The organism is Streptomyces sp. AMJ-169, from assembly GCF_055597585.1.
In genome coordinates, this window is the sequence record NZ_JBVLTJ010000004.1 from 87,223 (window position 1) to 107,068 (window position 19,846).

The following is a 19,846-nucleotide window of genomic DNA, read 5'->3' on the forward strand; positions in this document are numbered from 1 at the left end:
GGGTCAGCCCTTCATACCGGAGGTGGCCATGCCTTCCACCAGGCGCTTCTGGAAGATCAGGAAGCAGATCAGGGTGGGGGCGAGGGCGATCGTCGACATGGCGAACATCGCGCCGTAGGAGGAGCCGCTGGTCTGGTCGAGGAAGAGGGTGAGGCCGAGCGGGACGGTGAACTTGTCGTTGTGCTGGAGGTAGACGAGCTGGTGGAGGAAGTCGTCGTAGGTCCAGATGAAGGTGAAGATGGTCGTGGTGACCAGGGCCGGCTTCATCAGGGGCAGGATGATCTTCCAGTAGACCTGCCAGGGGTTGGCGCCGTCCATCATGGCGGCCTGGTCGAGTTCGCGCGGGATGGAGCGGATGAACTGGACCATCAGGAAGATGAAGAAGGCGTCCACCGCGAGGAACTTGGGCACGATCAGCGGCAGGTAGGTGTTGATCCAGGTCAGGTTGTAGAAGATCGTGTACTGCGGGATCAGCACCGCCTGGGTGGGCAGCATCAGGGTGCCGAGCATCAGGCCGAACCAGATCTTCTTGCCGCGGAACTCGAAGCGGGCGAAGGCGTAGGCGGCCAGCGAGCAGGAGACGATGTTGCCGATCACCGCGCCGATCGTGACGATCAGCGAGTTGGTGATGTACAGCGAGAAGGAGTTGCCGGAGCCGCTCCAGCCCTTGCTGTAGTTCTCGGGGTTGAGCTTGTCGGGGATCAGCCCGGGGTGGGTGAAGATCTCGGTGTCGGGCTTCAGGGAGCTGCTGAGCATCCACAGCAGCGGGTAGAGCATGACGATCGCGACACCGATGAGGACGGTGTGGATGAAGATGCGGCGGGCGCCGGTCGCGGAGCGGAGCTTCTGGAGCGGCGACATGTTCGGGGAGATGGCAGACATGGGGTGACTTCCTCGATCAGGCGGCTTAGTCGTCGTAGTGGACCCAGTAGCGGCTGGCGACGAAGTTGACCGCCGTGAACGCCGCGATGACCAGGAAGAGCACCCAGGCCAGCGCCGAGGCGTACCCCATCTGAAGGTCGGTGAAGCCCTTCTTGTAGAGGTACAGGGAGTACAGCATCGTCGAGTTGAGAGGCCCGCCGGAGCCGTTGCTGATGACGAACGCCGGGGTGAAGGTCTTGAACGCGTCGATGATCTGGAGGACGACGTTGAAGAAGACGATGGGCGTCAGCAGCGGCAGGGTGATCCTGAAGAAGCGGGTGACGGGCTTCGCCCCGTCGATCGCGGCGGCCTCGTAGACGTCCTTGGGGAGCTGCTTGAGGCCGGCGAGGAAGATGACCATCGGGGTGCCGAACTGCCAGACGGCCAGCAGGATCAGGGTGTAGATGGCGGTGTCGGGGCTGGAGATCCAGTCCTGGCCCTTGATGCCGAACCAGCCGAGGAAGTCGTTGAACAGTCCGTCGCCGCCGAAGACCTGCCGCCAGACGATGGCGATGGCGACCGCGCCGCCGAGCAGCGAGGGCAGGTAGAAGGCGGCCCGGTACAGGCCGATGCCCTTGATGTCCCGGTTGAGCAGCATCGCGACGCCGAGCGCGAGGCCGAGCTTGAGGGGCACGGAGACGATGACGTAGAGGAGGGTCGCGTGCACCGAGTCCCAGAAGACCGGGTCCTCGGTGAACATCCGCTGGTAGTTGGCGGTGCCGACCCACTTCTCCGGCGTCAGCAGGTCGAAGTCGGTGAACGACAGGTACAGCGAGTCGAGCATCGGGTAGATCGTCAGCCCGAACAGGCCCACGAACCAGGGGGCCAGGAAGAGGTACGGCCACCAGCCGCCGCCTCGCTTGCGTGCGAGGCGGCGCCGCTGCCGTTCGCGCTCCCGCCGGTCGGCGGCGGACGCCTCCCGCGGCGCCCCCTGCACGACCTCGTCGGTCTTCGCGGTGGTCATACTCATCTCCCTGGCCCTCTCCCGGTGTTCCGCGTACGCCCGCTTTACGCGGACAGGATCCCTGCCGCCTGATCGAAGAACTTGCCCAGCTGCGACTTGATGCTCGCCTTGCCGAAGGCGACGGCGAGGTTGGACTGGAACAGCAGGTCCCAGATCTGGTCGGCGCCCTGCGGCGGCGGCACGGGGTTCGGCAGGACGTTCGTCGCCTTGCCGACGCGCTGCGAGATGTAGTCGGCCATCGCCACGTTGAGCTTGTCGGTCGCGGAGAGGCTGGACGCGATCAGGCCGCGGGCCTTCTCCGTCGGCGGGATGCCGCGGAAGAGCTGCATGTCCTTGATCGCGGTGTCGTTCTGCGCGAAGAACGTGATGATCTTGACGGCGTCGGCGGTCCGCTTGCTGGTCTTGGTGGCGCTGAGCAGGACGCCGCCGTTGACGTAGTTGCCCTCGCGGGCGCCGGACCAGTCGCCCTGCGGGGTGGGCAGGAAGTCGAGCTGGGCGTTGGTGATCGAGCCGCCGGCGCCGTAGATGCCGGAGTCGAAGCTGATCAGGGCCTTGCCGATGACGACCGCGTTCTTCGTGAGGTCGTTGTGCGCGGCGGAGGTGATCGCGGGCGGCGGGGAGGCGTTGGTCTTGCGCATCTCGGCCCAGTACTCCCACCACTCCTGGAGGGTGTCGGAGGTGAAGCCGAGCTTCTTGCCGTCGGTGGTGAAGAGCTGCTGGCCCTTCTCCCGGGCGAAGATCTCGAAGCACTGGAGGGTGGAGCCGCCGCCGTCGTCGACGCCGTAGGTCTTGCCGCCGCTCTTCTTGTAGATGTCCTGGGAGACCGACTTGAGGTCGGCCCAGGTCCACTCGCGCTCCGGGAGCTTCAGGCCGAGGGCTTCGAGGCCGGTGCGGTTGATGGTGACCTGGTTGACGCCGATGCCGGAGGGGACGCCGTAGAGCTTGCCGTCGACCGTGCCGGAGGCCAGCAGGGTCTTGGAGAAGCCGGTGAGGTCGAGGGCCTTGCTGGTGACGTACTCGTCGAGCGGGGCGAGGACACCCTTGCGGGCGTACTGGGCGACCAGCGCGGTGTCCATCTGCATCAGGTCGGGGGCGGAACCGCCGGCGACGTTGGTGTTGAACTTGTCGAAGTACCCGTCGTAACCCTGGTAGGTCTCCTGGATCTTGATCTTCGGGTTGTCCGACTGGAACGTAGCAAGCGCTTTCTTGTAAGCGGCGTGACGCTGGTCGCTTCCCCACCACGTCATGGTGAGTTTGCCGCTGCTGCTGCCCGCCCCCGTGCCGCCGCCGCAGGCGCTCAGCGTGGTGCCGAGTGCCGTCGCGACGGTGATGCCGCTCGCGGCGCGGAAGATGGTTCTGCGCGAGATCTCGTGACCCACCGGGTCCTCCCTGGATGATGCGTGACGGAATCTTCCGGCCGGTGAGGCGGCACGGGTCCTTAGTGGTTCCTGCCAGTTCCCTGGGGAACAAGCGCTTTCGGTCGGTGGCCTCGCCCGGCCGCCCAGACCGCTTCGGGAGCGGGAGCCGCGGCGGTCGGACACGAGCACGCCCCCGTGATCCGTTCTGTTCGCCGCGCCATGTTTCCCGCCGCCGGGCCGGGGTCCCGCCCGGCCAGAAAGCGCTTGTCCGGACATTGGCAGAAGCGGACGGAGTCCGTCAATGCCTCTTGTCCGGCCCCTCGGTCACGGTTTGGATTCCCCGGGCCACCGCCAGCCGGGCGGCGCCCGCCACGGTCGCGTCGTCGCCGACCTCGCTGCCGACCACCTCGGTGGGCCAGCTCAGCCGCCCCAGTTCGGCCCGGACACCGGGCAGGAGCTGCGGGTTCGCGCCGATGCCGCCGCCCAGGACGATCAGCCCGGGGTCCAGGACCGCGACGGTCGCGGCGGCCAGCCGGCCCACCTCCCTGGCGTGGTCGGCGACGAAACTCAGCGCGCGGGGGCTGCCCTCGGCGGCCTTGGCGAAGAGTTCGGCGGCGTCCAGCGGGATCAGGCCGTCCACCGGCGCCCACTCCCCGCCGCGCCACCCCTCCCGCACCCGCCGCATCAGCGCCTCGGCGCCCACGTACGCCTCCATCCCCTCCAGGACCGACGGCCGCTCGGGGAGCCAGGGGTAGGGCAGCCGGGCCAGCTCACCGGCGGCGCCGCCCGCTCCGCGCAGGACGTGTCCGCCGACGACTATCCCGAGGCCGATGCCGTAGCCGACCTGGAGATACCCGAAGGTGTGCCGGCCGCGCGCGGCGCCCTCGTGGAGTTCGGCGAGGGCCGCGCAGTTGACGTTGTTCTCCAGGTGGAGGGGGAGGTCGGGAGGGAGGGCCAGGGCGTCCACGGCGGCGGCTATGGAGGGGGTGGCCGGGCGGGCGGTCCGTATCTCTTGTACGGGCGCCGAGGCCTGCGCGGGCACCCCCGCCGGCCGCACCACGTCCGGTACCGCCACCACCACCGCCCGCACCGGCCCCGGCACCTCCGCCAGCAGTTCGCGGACCACGGCCGCCGGGGCGCCCTGCCGTGTCGTGCGCGAGGCGACCAGGGCGCCGTCGAGGGCGCAGGCGCGGACCGCCGTGTGGGTGGAGCCGAGGTCGACGGCGAGGACCGTGCCGGCCGCCGGGCCCAGCCGGTAGACGGCGGCGGCGCGTCCGGTCGTGCCGTGGGTGGTGCCGGCGCGGGCGGCCAGGCCCAGGGCCTCCAGTTCGGCGACGGCGCTGGAGACGGTCGGTTTGGACAGGCCGGCCAGCCGGGCCAGCCCGGGGCGGGTCGCGTCGCCCGCCGCGGCGAGGACGGCGAAGACGGCGCCCGCGCTCTCACTCAAGTGCTGCACAGGTCTCCCACAGAACAAGGGGTGGGCGAGCTCCACGGCGCGTTCGCGGCGCCGGAGTCACCAGTAATTCGGTGTGTACCAGACCTCTTGACGCACCCTACTTCGTTAGTTAATTTCCTAACGAAGTCACGGTACTCGCCTGCCGTGTTCACCAGAAGCCCGTCCCGGGGCTTCCCGAGGTTTGTTCAAGATCTGTTCACACGTGCCGCACGGTTCGCCCGCCGTCGCAGTCGTGTGCCCGTACCGCCGCCCGGCGGCGCGGAGCACATCCGACGAAAGACGAGAGAAGAACCCGTGCAGGACGCACCCCCCTCATGCCCGCTCGCGGTCGGCATCGACGTGGGCGGCACCAAGACGCATCTCCGCGCGGTCGCGGGGGACGCCGTGGTCGCCGATCACGTCCGTGCCAGCAGCGGCTGGCGCCCGCACGATGTCCCGTCCGCCGTACGGTGGTTGGCCGATCTCCTCGCCGAGGGGTTGCCAACTGGTGTACGTCCGGACGCTGTTGCCATCGGCGCGCACGCCTGCGAGACGCCCCGGCAGTGCGCGCAGCTGCGTGACGCCGTCCAGGAACTTCTCGGGGTGCCCGCGCGGGTCGTGGGCGACGCCGAACTCCTCGTGCCCGCCGCCGGGTTCGACAAGGGCGTGGGTCTGGTCGCGGGGACCGGTTCGGTCGCCGTGGGCCGGCTGCCCGACGGGACGGCCGTCCAGGTGGGCGGCTGGGGCGCGGTCCTCGGGGACGAGGGCGGCGCCGCCGGACTGGTCCGCGAGGCCGCGCGGGCGGTCTGGGCGGCCCATGACCGGGGCGAGGCACCGGACTTGCTCGCCGACGGCCTCGTCGCCTCGCTCGGCGTGCCCGAAGTCCCGGCGCTGGGCGCGGCGTTGGAGCGGGCCTCCGACGTCTCCGCCGAGTGGGGCCGGCACGCGCCGGCCGTCTTCACCGCCGCCGACCGCGGCTCCCCGCTCGCCCACGCCGTCATCGCCGAGGCCGGCCAGGCCCTCGCCGCGCTGGTCGCCCGGCTCGCCGAGCGCGGGGTCCCGGTCGACGACGTGGTGGTGGCCGGCGGGACGGTGCTGGCGCAGCCCGTGCTGTACGAGGCGTTCAGCGCGGGGCTCGCGCGGGCGGTGCCCGGGGTGCGGGTGACGCCGCTCACGGTGGCGCCGGTGGAAGGTGCGGTGGCGCTGGCGCGGGCGCTGCTCCTCCAGCAGGGCTTCTAGCACGCGCGCACAGGTCCCTGTGCGGGATGAACCGGCCGTTCACCTACGGGACATGACCCGGTCGCCGTTCCCACCCGAACCGGTCACGACTCACCCGTAGATCTTCGCTCGCACGTCCTCCCCTTCCCGAATTCCAGAGAGGCACTCGCATGTCGTCACCCGCCGCCGTGAACAGAAGGCGCTTTTTGAAGGCGTCTGTGGGTGGTTCGGCCGCGCTGCTCGCCGCGCCGACCCTTGCCTCATGGCTGACCGCCGCCGACGCCAAGGCCGCGACCGCCCCCACCGCCCCGGTGGTCAACAAGGCCGCCGCCTTCATCGACGACTACAAGACGAACGTCCCGCAGAACCTCACCCCCGAGACGAACGCCGTCGTGCGCATCCTCGGCGGCATGTCGAAGGTGTGGAAGACGGGCGCCGCCTGGAACACGGGCACGGTCCTCGACCGCGAAGTGCTGCGCGCGAACATGCGCTACTGCGCCGACCTCACGAAGAAGCGCACCCTGGCCCAGGCCAAGGAGGCGTTCCTGTACGACCGCCAGCACCAGAGCTACGCGATGATCGCGGGCCTCGGCCCGCTGGCCGCGCTGTACAAGTCCGGTGCGCTGGCGGTCACTTCGATCACGAGCGCCCCGGACTCCACCCCGGCGACGACGATCAACGACGCCGTGCCCGCCGACGCCCCCGCCGGTGCGGCGCTCGGCGCCGGCTCGTACACCTCGGAGCTGGGCCAGGTCGCCAAGCTCGTCGACACCCTGCGCGGCCCGTACGCCTCCGGCAACCAGGGCAAGTACGCCTACCAGTACCCGCGGCCGTGGCGCATGAACGAGGACAGCCAGGTCGTCGACACGGGCAGGACGGACGCGCTGGGCTACCCGGTGTACGACTCGAAGGTGATCGTCGCCCCGCAGCTGCTGCGCCAGCGCAGCACCTCGCCGGTCGACGACGCCGGTTACCCGAGCGGTCACACCAACGCCTTCCACCTGGCGGGGCTTGCGTACGCGTACGCGGTGCCGGAGCGGTTCCAGGAGATCGTGACCCGGACGCTGGAGCTGGCGCACACCCGGGTCATGGCCGGCATGCACTCCACGGTCGACGTCATGGGCGGCCGGATCATGGCGACCGCGCTCGCGGCGGCGACCCTCGCAGACCCGGCGAACGCGGAGCTGAAGGCGGCGGCGCGGGCTCAGGCGCTGGCCTACTTCACCAAGGCGACGGGGACGACGCCGGACACGCTGTTCGCGTACGCCCACTCGGACGCCTCCGACCAGTACGCCTCCCGCGAGGCCAACGCCCGTCTGGTCGAGCCGAAGCTGACGTACGTGCTCAGCCGCAAGGGCCGCAGCGAGCCGCTGACCGTGCCCAAGGGCGCGGAGGTGCTGCTGGAGACGCGGCAGCCGTACCTGACGGCCGAGCAGCGCCGCGCGGTGCTGCGCACGACCGCGCTGGAGTCGGGGTACGTCCTGCTGGACGGCGTCGAGCAGTGGGGGCGGCTGAACCTGTTCGCGGCGGCGGACGGCTACGGCGCGTTCGAGAAGGACGTCACGGTCACGCTGGACGCGGCGAAGGGCGGCTTCCACGCGGCGGACGCCTGGCGCAACGACATCGAGGGCGGCGGCGCTCTGACGAAGAAGGGCTCGGGCACGCTGACGCTCTCCGGGCACAACCGCTACCACGGCGGCACGGTCGTCGCCGCGGGCACGCTGGTCGCGGGCCACGCGAACGCGCTCGGCCAGGGCGACGTCAAGCTGACCGGCGGCACGCTGCGCGCCGGGCTGCCGGTCCGCGTGCGCGGTACGTGGACGCAGGGCGCGGCCAAGCTGGAGGTGACGCTGCGCAAGTCGCACGGCGCCGTCGTCACCGTCTCCGGCCGGGCCCGTCTGGAGAAGGGCGCGGTGCTGTCGCTGCACCTCGACGCCAAGCAGCCGCCGGCCGCCGGGACCGTCGTCCACGTCCTCGCCGCCGCCCAGCTGCGCGGGCAGTTCGACAAGGTGGAGCTGAACTCGGCCCATCTGCGCGCCGTACCTGTCTACACGGCGGACGGTCTGTCGGTACGACTCCTGAAGCGGTGACGCGCTGAGGGGCGGGCGGCGGGGCAGAGTGGGCCCATGAGGCTTCTCGGATCCGCGCCCGCCCCGGCCCGGCCATCGCGTGGCGGATGATGGCAACCCTTCTCGAACGACCTCGCACCCTGCTCCCCCGGGTACGCAGGCGCCCTTGGCTCGTACCCCTGTTGGTGTTCCTGCTGCTCGCGCAGATGGCGGCCGCGATGGTCACGACGGCCGTGCGGCAGACGCCGACGATCGACGAGCCGGTGTACGTCGGGACGGCCGCCGACTATCTGCACGCGCACCGGGTGCGCTACAACCCCGAGCATCCGCCGCTCGGGAAACTGGTCGTCGCGGCCGGGGTGGCCCTCGCCCGGCCGCACTACGACGCCGCCTTCACCGGGGACCAGGGCGCGGTGGGCCGGCATCTGCTGTACGGGTCCGGCAACGACCCGTGGGATCTGATGCTGTGGGCGCGGCTCCCGGTGATCGCGCTGACGCTGCTGTTCGGACTGGTCGTCTTCTGCTTCGCGCGGGACGTCGGGGGGCGCGCGGCGGGGCTGGCCGCGCTGGCGCTGTACGCGTTCACGCCGGACGTCATCACGCACGGCTCGCTGGCGACGCTGGACGTCCCGGCGGCGGGGTTCGTGCTGACGTCGTGCTGGCTGCTGTGGCGGGCGCGCCTCGACGCGCGGCTCCATCTCCCGCTGGCGGGGCTGGCGTTGGGGGCGGCGCTGGCGACGAAGATGAGCACGCTGGCGGCCGTGCCGGTGCTGGCGGGGCTCGCGGTGGTGTCGCTGTGGCCGGCGCGGCGGTGGCGGGCGCTGTGGGGCGCGGGGCTGGTGGTGGGGGTCGCTCTGGCGGTCGTATGGCTGTCGTACTTGGTGGTGGATCCGCGTTTGCGTGGCGCGCCGGGTCCGGTCCCTTCCGTGCACGGGCTGCGGGCGCTGCTGATCGAGTTGCTGCCGGTGCCGGAGTCGTACCGCGACGGGATGCGGATCCAGTTCGGCTTCGAGAACCAGCCCTGGCAGGGGTTCCTCTTCGGGGAGCTGTACACGGGGTCGCGCTGGTACTACCTGCCGGCCGCGCTGCTGGTGAAGACGCCGCTGGGGCTGCTGGCGCTGGGGGCGGCGGGGGTCGTCGTGCTGCTGCGGCGGTGGCGGCGCGCGGCGTTGTACGTGCTGGTGCCGGCCGGGGTGCTGCTGGCCTCGGCGATGACGGGGGCGCGGGATCTGGGGACGCGGTACGCCGTGTTCGTGCCGATGTTCCTCGCGGTGGCGGCGGGTTGTGTGGTGACGGTGCGCCGGGCTCGCGCGGCCGGGTGGGCGCTGGTCGCCTTCGTCGCCGTCAGTTCGCTGCGGGTGTTCCCCTATTACCTGCCGTACTCCAACGAGGCGTTCGGTGGTCCGGCGGCGACGCATCTGCGGCTGCACGACTCGAACGTGGACTGGGGGCAGGACCTCGGGCGGCTCGCGGACCGGCTGCGGGAGCGGTATCCCGGGGAGCGGGTGTGGCTGGTGTACAAGGGGGCGGGGGTGCCGTCGGCCTACGGGATCCGGGCGGCCGATCCTCGGGCGGTGCCGGTGGACCGGGTGCGGGGGCTGCTGGTGGTGTCGGACTCGGCGGCGGCGAAGGCGCGGGGGCGGCTCGCGGAACTGCTGGCGGGGAGCCGGGCGGTGGATCAGGTGGGGTACTCGATCACGCTGTACCGGCGGTGAGAAATGATCTTCGCCGGGGGCCGTGAGCTATGTTGAGCCAGTGGGAGAGCATCCAGGAGACAGAGTGTCCTCGTCGCAGCGGGCGCGTGCGCAGGCTTCGGCCATCACCTCCGGGCGGACCGCCCCGGCGACGGAACCCTCCCCCACTTCCCAGCTGCGGACGCTCTTCGACGGCCCGCACCTCTCCCCCGGCCAGCGGCGCATCGCCCAGTTCCTGATCGAGAACTTCACCGAGGCGGCGATGCTCTCCATCACCGACCTCGCCGAACGGGTCGGGGTGAGCCAGCCGTCGGTGACGCGGTTCGCGACGGCCGTGGGCTTCTCCGGCTATCCGGCGCTGCGCGAGCGGCTCCAGACGATCGCGCTGAGCACCCGCGGGAGCGGTGCGGTGGCGGCGGCCGAGGTCAACCGGGCCAACGAGCTCCAGGCGGCGGTCGACGCGGAGATCACCAACCTGGAGAACCTGCGCCGCGACTTCGCCGACCCCGACCAGGTCATCGCGACCGGCCGCGCCCTGTCGGAGTCGGCCCCCCTGACCGTCCTCGGCCTGCGCATCTCCGCCTCCCTCGCCGAGTACTTCGCGTACGCGGCCCGCCGGCTGCACCCCGACGTCCGCCTGATCACCCGGGGCGGCAGCGTCGCGTACGACGCCCTGCTCCAGTCCCGGGAGGCGGGCGGGACCTGGGTGCTGGCGTTCTCGATGCCCCGGCACGCGCAGGAGACGCTGACGGCGCTGGGGGTGGCGCGGGGGGCGGGGCTGAAGGTGGCGCTGGTGACGGACCTCGCGCTCGGTCCGCTGGCCGACGAGGCGGACGTGACGTTCGCGACGGGGACGGGGTCGCGGCTGGTGTTCGACTCGTACGCGGCGCCGGGGGTGATGGCCGCCGCGCTGCTCCAGGCGATGTCGGACGCGGGTCCTGAGCGGACCCAGGCCCGGCTGGAGGAGTACGAGCAGGTGGCGGAGCGGCACCGGTTCTTCCTGCGGGAGTAAAAGTGCCAGAGGTCTCCGCTAACCTCGCCGCATGTCTCTCACAGTCGATCAGTTGACCGGATACGTGGACCAAGGTCTGGACGCCGATCTGGCGCGCTGGTTCCCCGATGTGCCCCGGGTCGCGCTGCCCGCGTCGACGCGGCCGGTCGAGGCGTTCCTCGCCAGGCTCCCGGAGGAGGCGCGGGCCTCGCTGGCCGGGTTCGACCGCAGGGCCAGGTCGGGGGCGCTGTCCGAGGTGCTCGACGTCGACGACTGGTCGTACGGCTTCGACTTCGCGGCCAACGGGTGCCGGGTGCTGGACTCCGACTACGAGACGGAGCTGTCCGGCGCCGACGTCTGGTCCGTGTGCGCGGACGGCGGGGGCAACTACCACGTGGTGCTGGCCAGCGGGCGGGTCGCGGTGTGGTTCCACGAGGAGGAGGTCATAGAGGCCGACACCCAGTACGACAACCTGGACGTCTTCCTCTGGTCGGTGCTGCGCTACCACGCGATACGGGCCGGCGCCCTCGAACTGTCCGAGGTCGAGGCGGACTTCAGGTCGCTGGGGCAGCCGGGGGTGCTGGCACCGGAGATCGGGCTGCTGGCGCTGCTGTCCGCCTGACCGCGCGAAAGGTCCCGGCGGATCTCCCGCCGGGACCTTCTGTCAGACGGTGGCGGGCAGGACGTGCTCCCCGAGGGTGTCGGTGCTGAGGCAGAGCGAGCAGACGACCGCGTCGTGGCCGGCGCAGGCGGCGAGGTCGGGGCGCTCGTAGGGCTGCCGGCAGACGTGGCAGTCGTACGTCGTCGCGCTCGGGTTGCCGTCCGGGTCCAGCAGGGGTTCGGCGATGCCGTCGTCGGTGCGGCGCAGGTAGTACTTGCCCTTCGTGGCCACCGCCATGAGCGGGGTCAGGACGAAGGCGATCACGGCCGCGGCGACCGGGGAGTACGGCTGGAGGGTGTCGCCGAGGGCGTGGAAGTACAGGGCGATCGACAGGCCCGAGGCGGCGACGAAGGAGACCACGCCGACCGGGTTGACGTCGTGCAGCATGCCCCGGCGGAACTCCGGCTGGAGCGGGGAGATCTTCAGCAGGTACTTGTTGACGCCGATGTCGGTGGCGACGGTGACGACCCAGGCGATGGCGCAGTTGGAGTAGAAGCCGAGGATGCTGTTGAGGAAGCTGAACATGTCGGCCTCCATCAGGATCAGCGCGAACGTCAGGTTGACCAGGACGAAGACCATGCGGCCGGGGTAGCGCTTGGTGACGCGGGTGAAGGAGTTCGTCCAGGCCAGGGAGCCGGAGTAGGCGTTGGTGACGTTGATCTTGATCTGGCTGATCACGACGAGGACGACGGCCAGCGGGACGACCAGCCAGGACGGCATCATCGCGTCGAAGGCGCCCCGGAACTGCTGGATCGGCTCGGGCGCGGCGCCGGCGCCGACCTTGGCGATGATGTAGACGGCGAGGAAGACGCCGATGGCCTGCTTCAGCGCGCCGAGGACGACCCAGCCGGGCCCGGCCATGATCACGGCCGTCCACCAACTGCGCTTGTTCGCCTCGGTCTTGGGCGGCATGAAGCGCAGGTAGTCGATCTGCTCGCCGATCTGCGCGATGAGCGAGAGGCAGACCCCGGCGCCGAGCAGCACGGACGCGGTGTTGACGCCGCCCTCGCCGTCCGTGCCCGCGTAGTCGAGGAACTTGTCGACGGTGCCGGGGTCGGTGGCGATCAGGTAGACCAGGGGGCCGACCATGAGCAGCAGCCAGATCGGGGTCGTCCACACCTGGAGCTTGCTCAGTGCCTTCATCCCGTAGACGACGAGCGGGATGACCATCAGGGTGGAGATCAAGTAGCCGAGCCAGAGCGGGAGTCCGAGGCCCAGCTTCAGGCCCTGGGCCATGATGGAGCCTTCGAGGGCGAAGAAGATGAAGGTGAAGCTGGCGAAGATGACGCTGGTCAGCACCGACCCGTAGTAGCCGAAGCCGGAGCCGCGGGTGATGAGGTCGAGGTCGATGTTGTAGCGGGCGCCGTAGTAGGCGAGGGGGAAGCCGGTGACGAAGATGACGACGGCGGCCACGGCGATCGCCACGAGCGCGTTGCCGGTGCCGTGCGCGAGGCCGATGCCCGCGCCGATGGAGAAGTCGGCCATGTAGGCGATGCCGCCCAGCGCGGTCGTCGCCACGACCATCGGGGTCCAGCGGCGGTAACTGCGGGGCGCGAAGCGGAGGGTGTAGTCCTCCAGGGTCTCCTTCGTCGCCTGATCGGTGCCGGACGCCGGTGTCTGTTCGACCCGGACGTCCGCTTGCGGCTCGACACTCATGACCAACGCCTCCTGGTGTGTGCACTCGCGGCGAGACGTTAGGAACGGTGTATTACCCGCGAGTCCTCCCCGTCGTGAACGGCACGTTACTTCCTGAGTGAAGTACCGCTGATGCGCGGATCTCCAGAGGTTTCAGGGTGAGGCGGCCCTCGTTCCCCTGTTTATTTCGTTCCTTTGGAAAGGACTCTGTGAAGAGGTACTGTCGCAAGGACGTCGGGGGAGCGGACAAGGAGGGGAACACCGTGCCGGAACCGCCCCGGGACCTGCCGCGGCTGCTGAGCAGCGCGGAGCGGCTGCTGACCCGACGGCTCGCGCTCGCGCTGGAGCCCGAGGACTGTTCCGTCGAGGAGTGGCGGGTGCTGTCGCTGCTGTCCGACGGCCGCGGCCACGCCATGTCCGATGTCGCCGAGTACGCGCTGATGCCCGCGCCGAGCCTCACCAAGCTGGTGGACCGGCTGGTGTCGGCGGCGCACGCGTACCGCCGCAAGGACCCCGGGGACGGGCGCCGCGTCCTGCTGTATCTCTCCGCGCGCGGGCGGACCCGGTACCGGGTGGTGGCCGGACTCGTCCGGGCGGCGCAGGAGGAGGCGCTGGAGGGGATGGGCGGGATGCCGGAGCTGGTGGACGCGCTCACCCGGCTCGAGCTGGTGCTGGGGCCGCAGGGGCGGGCGGCTACGGCGGTCAGAGTCGGCTGGTGATCTCTCAGAGCCGGCTGGTGATCTCGAAGTCGACCGCTTCGGCGCGGGCGAGGTAGAGCCGCTGTTCGAGGTGGTTGCCGCGCATCCGGAGGGTGCCGCGCGGGCCCTCGTAGGAGATCGTGTCGTCCGGTGCGGGCGGCTGCGACAGTCCGGGGCCGCTGCGGGCGGCGAGCGCGGCCAGCAGCAGGATGCCCTCGAAGCAGGACTCGCCGAGGCTGCCGGCCACCGGGGCCTCGGGGCCGAAGCGGCGGGTGTAGCGGTGGCCGAAGGACAGGCTCTCGGTGGTCATGAGGGAGTCGAAGTAGCCGGAGGCGGCCCAGAGTCCTTCGGTGGCGTCGGGTCCGGTGGCCAGCAGCAGGTTCTCGTCCATGTGGGTGCTGAGGCGTACGCAGCGCCGGTGCAGTCCGGCGGCGCTGAACGCGCGGTTGAAGCGGGCGGCGTCGTCGCCGAGGAGCAGCATCAGCAGGGCGTCGGCGCCGCTGGCCTCGATGCGGCGCAGGGCGGGGCCGTACTCCTCGGTGCCGAGCGGGAGGAAGAGTTCGTCGACGGTGGTGCCCCGGCAGTCGCGGGCGAAGTGGCGGGCGGTGCGGGCGGTGACCCGGGGCCAGACGTAGTCGCTGCCGACGGTGCACCAGCGGCGGGCGCCGGTGGTCTCGGCGATCAGCCGCATGGCCGGGGCGAGTTGCCGCACGTCCGTCTCCCCGGTGAGGAACACCCCGGGGGTCCGCTCGCCGCCTTCGTACTGGGCGGTGTAGATGTAGGGCACGCGGCGGGCGATGCGCGGGGCGAGGGCCTGGCGCACGGCGGAGGTGTGCCAGCCGACGACGGCGTCGACGGCGCCGAGCGAGACGAGCCCCTCGACCTCGTCGGCGACCTGGTGCGGAGGGCGGCCGCCGTCGATCACCACGAGCCGTACCTCGCGGTCGTGGATCCCGCCGGCGGCGTTGAGCTCCTCGACGGCGAGCTGTGCGGACAGTTCGCAGGCGGGGCCGAAGATGCCGGCCGGGCCGCGCAGGGGGATGACGAGGGCGACGAGAAGCACGTCCCGTCCGTCCGGGCGCAGGTGTGCTGCCGCCGTTTCCACCGCACCTCCGGGATCTCCGACGTCGGCGGACTCTAGACCCCTGCGCGGGGCCTGACAATCGCGGCCCGGTGGTGCGAGTCTTCCGTGAATGTTTTCATACGCCTTGCAAAGGTGACGGCATATATAAATACTGCTCACGGTCGCACTGCCGCACGATCGAAGGCCACGCTCATGACTCTCACGACGACGCGCCTCAGCCCCGACTGGCCCCGCCACGTCAAGACCCCCGGCAGCTACGACTGGGAGCGCTCGGCCGTCAGATGGCTGCGCGAGCTGGTGCCCGCGCGGTACGCGAGCTACCCGGCGATGCAGCGCCACCCCGTGCTGCTGGCCCGGCACGCGCACCTCCAGGTCCAGCAGGAGGTGCGGGTGGCGCGCACGGCGCTCCAGACGGCGCGCGCGGACCTGCCCGCGCTGGGGCTGCACGAGTCGGCGATCGAGCACACGATCAAGATGTACGCGGCCGAACTCGCCCAGCTCCAGCACATCGCGCGCGGGGTGCGGGCGGTCACCGAGGCGCTGCTGGCCCAGTCACGAGGTGCGTGACTCCAGGTCCTTTCTGGTGTCGTCGCCGTACACGCCGTTCTCGTCGCCCCTGATCCCGTACCAGAGCTGGAAGCGGGCCACGGCCTCCTTGAGGGTGGCGTCGTAGGTGCCGGCGGTGGAGCCGTGGTCGTAGACGTTGGGGATCTTCCGCAGCCGCTGCTGGAGGTCGACCACCTCGGGGCCGCTGTCGCCCTCGCGCAAGGTGCCCTCGCCGTCGGGGTCGGGGGCCGCCTGCGGGGCGGACGGGGTGGGGTCCGCCGTGACCGAGGGGGTGGTCACGGGGATCTGGACCGCCGCGTCGCTCTCCTTGCCGGGGAGCAGGAGGGCGGCGGCGAAGCCCATCACGGCCGCCGCGCAGACGGCGGCGAGCGCGGCGGCCCTGCGCAGGCCCTGGCCGGACGCGCGGACCGGGGCCGGCTTCCTGGCCGGTTTCGGGGCCGGCTTCGGGGGGTTCGGCGGGAGCGGGGGGATGTACTGGGTGTCGTCTTCCTGTACGGGCGGCGGGGTCAGGTCCACCGCCTCGTACGTGCGGGTCTTGTCGTCCTGGCCCTGGGTGTCGCTCAGTTCCGTCAGTTCGCGGAACAGGTCCGCGAGGGCGTCGGTGCGGCGCGGTCTGAGGACCACGATGGGCTCCAGGACCTCCCGCTCGAACGGCTCCCCACTGGCCTCCGGTGTCGGCACGGCGGCTCTCCCTCCCTCTCTCGTATCCCCGGGGATGGATACGCGCGCGGGGGTGACCGAGTTCACGGCGGTTCGTTTTTTCCTACGAGAGCCCCGCGCGGGTGCCCTGTCCAGGAAGCGGTCCGAGGCCGGGTCGCGGGCCGGATCGTCGTACGATGGCACGAGGGGGCCGAGGACGTCCGCCGGTTCCCGCTGTACGACGTCTCGCCTGAAGGGCAGCACTCCCGTGACCACCGCGACACTTCTCGACGGCAAGGCCGCTGCGGCCGACATCAAGCGTGAGCTGGCCCTGCGCGTGCAGGCCCTCAAGGAGCGCGGGATCACCCCCGGGCTCGGCACGATCCTCGTCGGCGACGACCCCGGCAGCCGCTCCTACGTCGGCGGCAAGCACCGCGACTGCGCGCAGGTCGGCATCGCCTCGCTCAAGGTCGAGCTGCCCGCCAACGCCTCCCAGGCGGACGTCGAGGCGGCCGTCCTGCGGCTCAACCAGGACCCGGCGTGCACGGGCTTCATCGTGCAGCTGCCGCTGCCCGCGCACATCGACACCCACGCGGTGCTGGAGCTGATCGACCCCGCCAAGGACGCCGACGGCCTGCACCCCACCAACCTCGGCCGGCTGGTCCTCGGCATCCCGGGCCCGCTGCCCTGCACCCCGCGCGGCATCATCGACCTGCTGCGCCGCCACGACGTGGCGATCACCGGCCAGCAGTTCTGCGTGATCGGCTGCGGGATCACCGTGGGCCGCCCGCTGGGCCTGATGCTGACCCGCTCCACCGAGCACGCCACGGTGACGCTGTGCCACGAGGCGACGCAGGACGTCGCGGCGCACGCCCGGGTCGCGGACGTCGTCGTCGCCGCCGCCGGTGTCGCGCACCTCGTCACCCCGGACTGGGTCAAGCCCGGCGCGACCGTCCTGTCCGTCGGCCTGACCCGCACGGTCGAGGGCATCCTGGGCGATGTGCACCCGGACGTCACCGATGTCGCCGGTTCCTTCGCGCCGCCGGTCGGCGGGGTGGGTCCGATGACGCGGGCGATGCTGCTGACGAACGTGGTCGAAGCGGCCGAGCGGTTCTGACGTCTTCGCGGGATGGCACTCGGTACGCCCCGTCAGGGAACTGAGTGCCATCCCGTGCTACGTTCCCCGGCATGAGACCGGAGAGCGTGACACCGGCGGGCGGAGCGCCGGCGGGCACGGCGCCCGCGAAGCCGTCCATGCGGGACGCGCTGGTGACGGCGGCCTTCCAGCTGTTCCTGGAGCGCGGCTACGAGCAGACCACGGTCGACGACATCGTCACCCTCGCCGGGGTCGGCCGCCGCTCGTTCTTCCGCTACTTCCCCTCCAAGGAGGACGTGGTCTTCCCCGACCACGAGAGCGGTCTCACCGGGCTGACGGCGTTCCTCGCCGCCGGTGAGAGCGGGCCCGACCCCGTGGCGCGGGTGTGCGACGCGGTCCGGGTCATCCTGCGGATGTACACCGAGAACCCCGCCTTCTCCGTGCAGCGCTACCAACTCACCAAGCGGGTCCCCGGACTTCGGGCGTACGAGCTGTCGGTGGTGTGGCGCTACGAACGCGCGCTCGCCGGATATCTGCGCGGCCGGCTCACCGGTTCCGACGGACAGCTGCGGGCCGAGGTCATCGCCGCCGCCGTGGTCGCCGCCCACAACAACGCGCTGCGCTCCTGGCTGCGTTCGGGCGGCGCGGGGGACGCGCACGCGCTGGTCGACCACGCGCTGGAGTACGTCCAGCGCACGTACGGCCTCGCCGCCCCCGCGAGCGCCCCTGCGGACGGGGACGTCGTCGTGGTCGTGGCCCGGCGGGACGCGCCGCTGTGGCGGGTCGTGCAGGAGGTCGAGACGGCGCTGGGGCGCTGACCCCCCCCTAGCGACCCCTTGCCGCCCCGGCGACCCCCTGCTTCCCAGCACGACCCCCTGCTTCCCGAGTTAAGGGTACGCAGTGCCTTTACGACTGACACTGAGTGCCATAGCCTGGCTCCGTGCACGGTCGCACCCGCGTACCGCGCATGGCTGATCTGCCGGGCGTATGCAGGGAGTTGACCAGCGTGTACCACCACTCGAACGCGACGCAGCGGGCGTCCGGCGCGGCGGGCGTCCTGGAGCGCCGGGCCGAGACCTCCGAGACGATGCACTACCAGCGCTGCACCTGGTGCGGCACCACGATGTACCAGCGGCTGCTGTGCCCGGTCTGCCGGGGCAGCGAGCTGAGCACCGAGCGCAGCGAGGGCGTCGGCACGGTCCGGCACTCGACGGTCCTGCACCGGGGCACCCCGGGCGCGCGCAATGTCTCGATGATCGAGATGGCCGAGGGGTTCGTGGTCCGGGGCCGGGTCATGGGACCGCCGATCGGGGTGCACAGCGGGGACCGGGTGCGGCTGTCCGCCGCCCAGGACCCGGTGCGGGGCGAGCCGGTCTTCCAGCTGCTCGACGAGCCGTACCGGGCCTGGACCTGAGCGGCTCTCAGAACAGGCCGGGCAGCAACTCCCTTGTGCGGACCGGGAGTCCGCTTCCGAAGCAGCGGTTCGCCGCGAGCCCCACGGCGAGCGCGAACCCGCCGTCCCGCTCGGTTGCGACAGCCCCCTCCCCCGCCCCGAACAGCGCGTCCAGCATCCGCCGGTCCCCGCCCCCGTGCGGCGCGTGGTCGAAGTCCAGCGGCACTTCGGCCGGCGGCTCCCACAACGGCCGTACGGTCAGCCGGACTCGGCTCTCGGCCCGGCGTCCGCTGCCCGGCGCCGGGGCCCAGGAGTTCTCGGTGACCTCCAGCTCCAGCCGCCCCGAACTGCCGTTGACCATCACCCGGTAGCCCTCCCAGGGGGAGTACGCGGTGAGGTGGTACGTCATCGTCGCGCCCTTGGTGTAGCGGACGAGGACGGACAGGTCGTCCTCGATGGTGACGGGGCCGCCGAAGACGTTGCGGTCGCGGTGGTAGCCGTCGTCCGCCTCGGCGTCCAGGTAGAGCGCGCGCAGGTCCGGGTCGGCGGCGAGGTCGAGGGCGAAGGGGTCGCCGGCCGCCGCATCGGCGCCGTGGGCGCGCTCGTAGGGGCGGGCGAGGCCGTGGCGGGCGCCCGCCTCGGGGCCGTAGAAGCCGAGGCGGCCGTAGGCGAAGACCTCCTCGGGGGTGTCGGCGAGCCACCAGTTGACGAGGTCGAAGTGGTGGCTCGCCTTGTGGACCATCAGGCCGCCGCTGTTGGCCTTCTCGCGGTGCCAGCGGCGGAAGTAGTCGGCGCCGTGGCGGACGTCGAGGAGCCATTCGAAGTGGACGGAGAGGACTTCGCCGACGGCGCCCGAGGCGAGCAGGGCGCGGACCTTCTCGTGGACGGGGTTGAACCGGTAATTGAAGGCGACCGTCAGGGAGTTGCCGCTCTCGCGGATGGTGTCGAGGATGCGGGCGCAGCGCTCGGCGTCGACGGTCATGGGCTTCTCGGTGACCACCCGGCAGCCCGCCTTCAGCGCGGGGACGATGTAGCGGTCGTGCTCGGCGTCGACGGTGGTGACGACGACCTCGTCGATGCCCTCCTTGCCGAGGAGTTCGGTGAAGCGGTCCGGTTCCCAGACGCTCGCGGCGGGCGCGCCGCAGGCGGTGAGCAGGCGGTTGTGGACGGCCATGCGGGTCGGGCTGGGGTCGCAGAGGGCGGCGACCTCGTGGCCGGGGCGGGCGGCGAGGTCGGCCGTGAAGGTGCGGGCGCGGTGTCCGGTGCCCACGACGGCCGCGCGCAGTACGGGAGTTCGGCTCATGGTGAGGGGCCTTTCCGCGCGGGGCGCGGCGCACGCGCGTTGGCTTGATCTTTTCGCTCGGAGTTCAGAACTTCGAACACACAAGCAACTCATAGGGCGTTCTTTTGCATCTCTTGGGAT

Annotated in this window: 18 protein-coding genes; 10 read left to right on the top strand and 8 right to left on the bottom strand. The window is 71.2% G+C overall.

Translation table 11 applies throughout. The features are described 5' to 3' along the window. Positions 1 to 3 precede the first annotated feature (3 nt). The 4 genes from ACYUD3_RS11425 to ACYUD3_RS11440 all read right to left on the bottom strand — a co-directional run bounded on the left by ACYUD3_RS11425 (position 4) and on the right by ACYUD3_RS11440 (position 4,699). Positions 4 to 882, bottom strand: a complete 879-nt coding sequence (locus ACYUD3_RS11425) for a carbohydrate ABC transporter permease (protein WP_470967594.1) — start codon at positions 880 to 882, stop codon at positions 4 to 6. A 25-nt stretch (positions 883 to 907) separates the two neighbouring features. Next, a complete protein-coding gene (locus tag ACYUD3_RS11430; protein WP_470967597.1) occupies positions 908 to 1,885 on the bottom strand; it encodes a carbohydrate ABC transporter permease in 978 nt (325 codons plus the stop codon). Between the two features lie 44 nt (positions 1,886 to 1,929). Continuing rightward, the gene (locus ACYUD3_RS11435) at positions 1,930 to 3,264 is read right to left on the bottom strand and encodes an ABC transporter substrate-binding protein (protein WP_470967599.1); all 1,335 of its coding nucleotides are present in this window, start codon (positions 3,262 to 3,264) and stop codon (positions 1,930 to 1,932) included. 277 nt (positions 3,265 to 3,541) lie between these two features. Beyond that, entirely contained in the window at positions 3,542 to 4,699 is a 1,158-nt protein-coding gene (locus ACYUD3_RS11440; RefSeq protein WP_470967602.1) for an ROK family transcriptional regulator, read from the bottom strand. A 294-nt stretch (positions 4,700 to 4,993) separates the two neighbouring features. Here ACYUD3_RS11440 and ACYUD3_RS11445 point away from each other — a divergent pair, with 294 nt between their 5' ends. From ACYUD3_RS11445 to ACYUD3_RS11465, 5 genes are all read left to right on the top strand, one after another. Next, positions 4,994 to 5,917, top strand: coding sequence for an N-acetylglucosamine kinase (locus ACYUD3_RS11445; protein WP_470967605.1), 924 nt, complete (start codon positions 4,994 to 4,996; stop codon positions 5,915 to 5,917). A 149-nt stretch (positions 5,918 to 6,066) separates the two neighbouring features. After that, entirely contained in the window at positions 6,067 to 7,986 is a 1,920-nt protein-coding gene (locus ACYUD3_RS11450) for a phosphatase PAP2 family protein (protein WP_470967608.1), read from the top strand. A gap of 86 nt (positions 7,987 to 8,072) precedes the next feature. Then, positions 8,073 to 9,680 (top strand): phospholipid carrier-dependent glycosyltransferase, encoded by a 1,608-nt coding sequence (locus ACYUD3_RS11455; protein ID WP_470967610.1) that lies wholly within the window; start codon positions 8,073 to 8,075, stop codon positions 9,678 to 9,680. Positions 9,681 to 9,744: 64 nt separating this feature from the next. Continuing rightward, the gene (locus ACYUD3_RS11460) at positions 9,745 to 10,671 is read left to right on the top strand and encodes a MurR/RpiR family transcriptional regulator (RefSeq protein ID WP_470967613.1); all 927 of its coding nucleotides are present in this window, start codon (positions 9,745 to 9,747) and stop codon (positions 10,669 to 10,671) included. A gap of 31 nt (positions 10,672 to 10,702) precedes the next feature. Continuing rightward, positions 10,703 to 11,272: a hypothetical protein gene (locus tag ACYUD3_RS11465; RefSeq protein WP_470967615.1), complete on the top strand. Its 570-nt coding sequence runs from the start codon at positions 10,703 to 10,705 to the stop codon at positions 11,270 to 11,272. Positions 11,273 to 11,314: 42 nt separating this feature from the next. Here ACYUD3_RS11465 and ACYUD3_RS11470 read toward each other — a convergent pair whose 3' ends face one another. Beyond that, positions 11,315 to 12,967 carry a purine-cytosine permease family protein gene (locus ACYUD3_RS11470; RefSeq protein WP_470967618.1) on the bottom strand — a complete coding sequence of 551 codons (1,653 nt, stop codon included), beginning with the start codon at positions 12,965 to 12,967 and terminating at the stop codon, positions 11,315 to 11,317. 242 nt (positions 12,968 to 13,209) lie between these two features. Here ACYUD3_RS11470 and ACYUD3_RS11475 point away from each other — a divergent pair, with 242 nt between their 5' ends. Then, positions 13,210 to 13,665 (top strand): MarR family winged helix-turn-helix transcriptional regulator, encoded by a 456-nt coding sequence (locus ACYUD3_RS11475; RefSeq protein ID WP_470967621.1) that lies wholly within the window; start codon positions 13,210 to 13,212, stop codon positions 13,663 to 13,665. A 4-nt stretch (positions 13,666 to 13,669) separates the two neighbouring features. Here ACYUD3_RS11475 and ACYUD3_RS11480 read toward each other — a convergent pair whose 3' ends face one another. Then, positions 13,670 to 14,749: a substrate-binding domain-containing protein gene (locus tag ACYUD3_RS11480; protein ID WP_470967623.1), complete on the bottom strand. Its 1,080-nt coding sequence runs from the start codon at positions 14,747 to 14,749 to the stop codon at positions 13,670 to 13,672. Between the two features lie 171 nt (positions 14,750 to 14,920). Here ACYUD3_RS11480 and ACYUD3_RS11485 point away from each other — a divergent pair, with 171 nt between their 5' ends. Next, entirely contained in the window at positions 14,921 to 15,295 is a 375-nt protein-coding gene (locus ACYUD3_RS11485; protein WP_470967626.1) for a hypothetical protein, read from the top strand. On the opposite strand, the gene ACYUD3_RS11490 is transcribed toward ACYUD3_RS11485, so the two are convergent. Then, entirely contained in the window at positions 15,281 to 15,976 is a 696-nt protein-coding gene (locus ACYUD3_RS11490; protein ID WP_470967630.1) for a peptidoglycan-binding domain-containing protein, read from the bottom strand. The two genes, ACYUD3_RS11485 and ACYUD3_RS11490, sit on opposite strands and share 15 nt — an antisense overlap. 226 nt (positions 15,977 to 16,202) lie before the next feature. Between ACYUD3_RS11490 and ACYUD3_RS11495 the strand changes: the two genes are divergently transcribed. The 3 genes from ACYUD3_RS11495 to ACYUD3_RS11505 all read left to right on the top strand — a co-directional run bounded on the left by ACYUD3_RS11495 (position 16,203) and on the right by ACYUD3_RS11505 (position 18,444). Further along, positions 16,203 to 17,051: a bifunctional methylenetetrahydrofolate dehydrogenase/methenyltetrahydrofolate cyclohydrolase gene (locus tag ACYUD3_RS11495; RefSeq protein WP_470967633.1), complete on the top strand. Its 849-nt coding sequence runs from the start codon at positions 16,203 to 16,205 to the stop codon at positions 17,049 to 17,051. Between the two features lie 71 nt (positions 17,052 to 17,122). Beyond that, entirely contained in the window at positions 17,123 to 17,848 is a 726-nt protein-coding gene (locus tag ACYUD3_RS11500; protein WP_470967636.1) for a TetR family transcriptional regulator, read from the top strand. A 188-nt stretch (positions 17,849 to 18,036) separates the two neighbouring features. After that, positions 18,037 to 18,444: a Zn-ribbon domain-containing OB-fold protein gene (locus ACYUD3_RS11505; protein ID WP_470968485.1), complete on the top strand. Its 408-nt coding sequence runs from the start codon at positions 18,037 to 18,039 to the stop codon at positions 18,442 to 18,444. Between the two features lie 7 nt (positions 18,445 to 18,451). Here ACYUD3_RS11505 and ACYUD3_RS11510 read toward each other — a convergent pair whose 3' ends face one another. Next, positions 18,452 to 19,726, bottom strand: a complete 1,275-nt coding sequence (locus tag ACYUD3_RS11510) for a Gfo/Idh/MocA family oxidoreductase (protein WP_470967638.1) — start codon at positions 19,724 to 19,726, stop codon at positions 18,452 to 18,454. Positions 19,727 to 19,846 lie beyond the last annotated feature (120 nt).

Coding starts and splice junctions, on each gene's coding strand:
- ACYUD3_RS11470 (WP_470967618.1), bottom strand. CDS start 12,967: ATGAGTGTCGAGCCGCAAGCGGACGTCCGGGTCGAACAGACACCGGCG.
- ACYUD3_RS11425 (WP_470967594.1), bottom strand. CDS start 882: ATGTCTGCCATCTCCCCGAACATGTCGCCGCTCCAGAAGCTCCGCTCC.
- ACYUD3_RS11455 (WP_470967610.1), top strand. CDS start 8,073: ATGATGGCAACCCTTCTCGAACGACCTCGCACCCTGCTCCCCCGGGTA.
- ACYUD3_RS11510 (WP_470967638.1), bottom strand. CDS start 19,726: ATGAGCCGAACTCCCGTACTGCGCGCGGCCGTCGTGGGCACCGGACAC.
- ACYUD3_RS11465 (WP_470967615.1), top strand. CDS start 10,703: ATGTCTCTCACAGTCGATCAGTTGACCGGATACGTGGACCAAGGTCTG.
- ACYUD3_RS11500 (WP_470967636.1), top strand. CDS start 17,123: ATGAGACCGGAGAGCGTGACACCGGCGGGCGGAGCGCCGGCGGGCACG.
- ACYUD3_RS11485 (WP_470967626.1), top strand. CDS start 14,921: ATGACTCTCACGACGACGCGCCTCAGCCCCGACTGGCCCCGCCACGTC.
- ACYUD3_RS11450 (WP_470967608.1), top strand. CDS start 6,067: ATGTCGTCACCCGCCGCCGTGAACAGAAGGCGCTTTTTGAAGGCGTCT.
- ACYUD3_RS11430 (WP_470967597.1), bottom strand. CDS start 1,885: ATGACCACCGCGAAGACCGACGAGGTCGTGCAGGGGGCGCCGCGGGAG.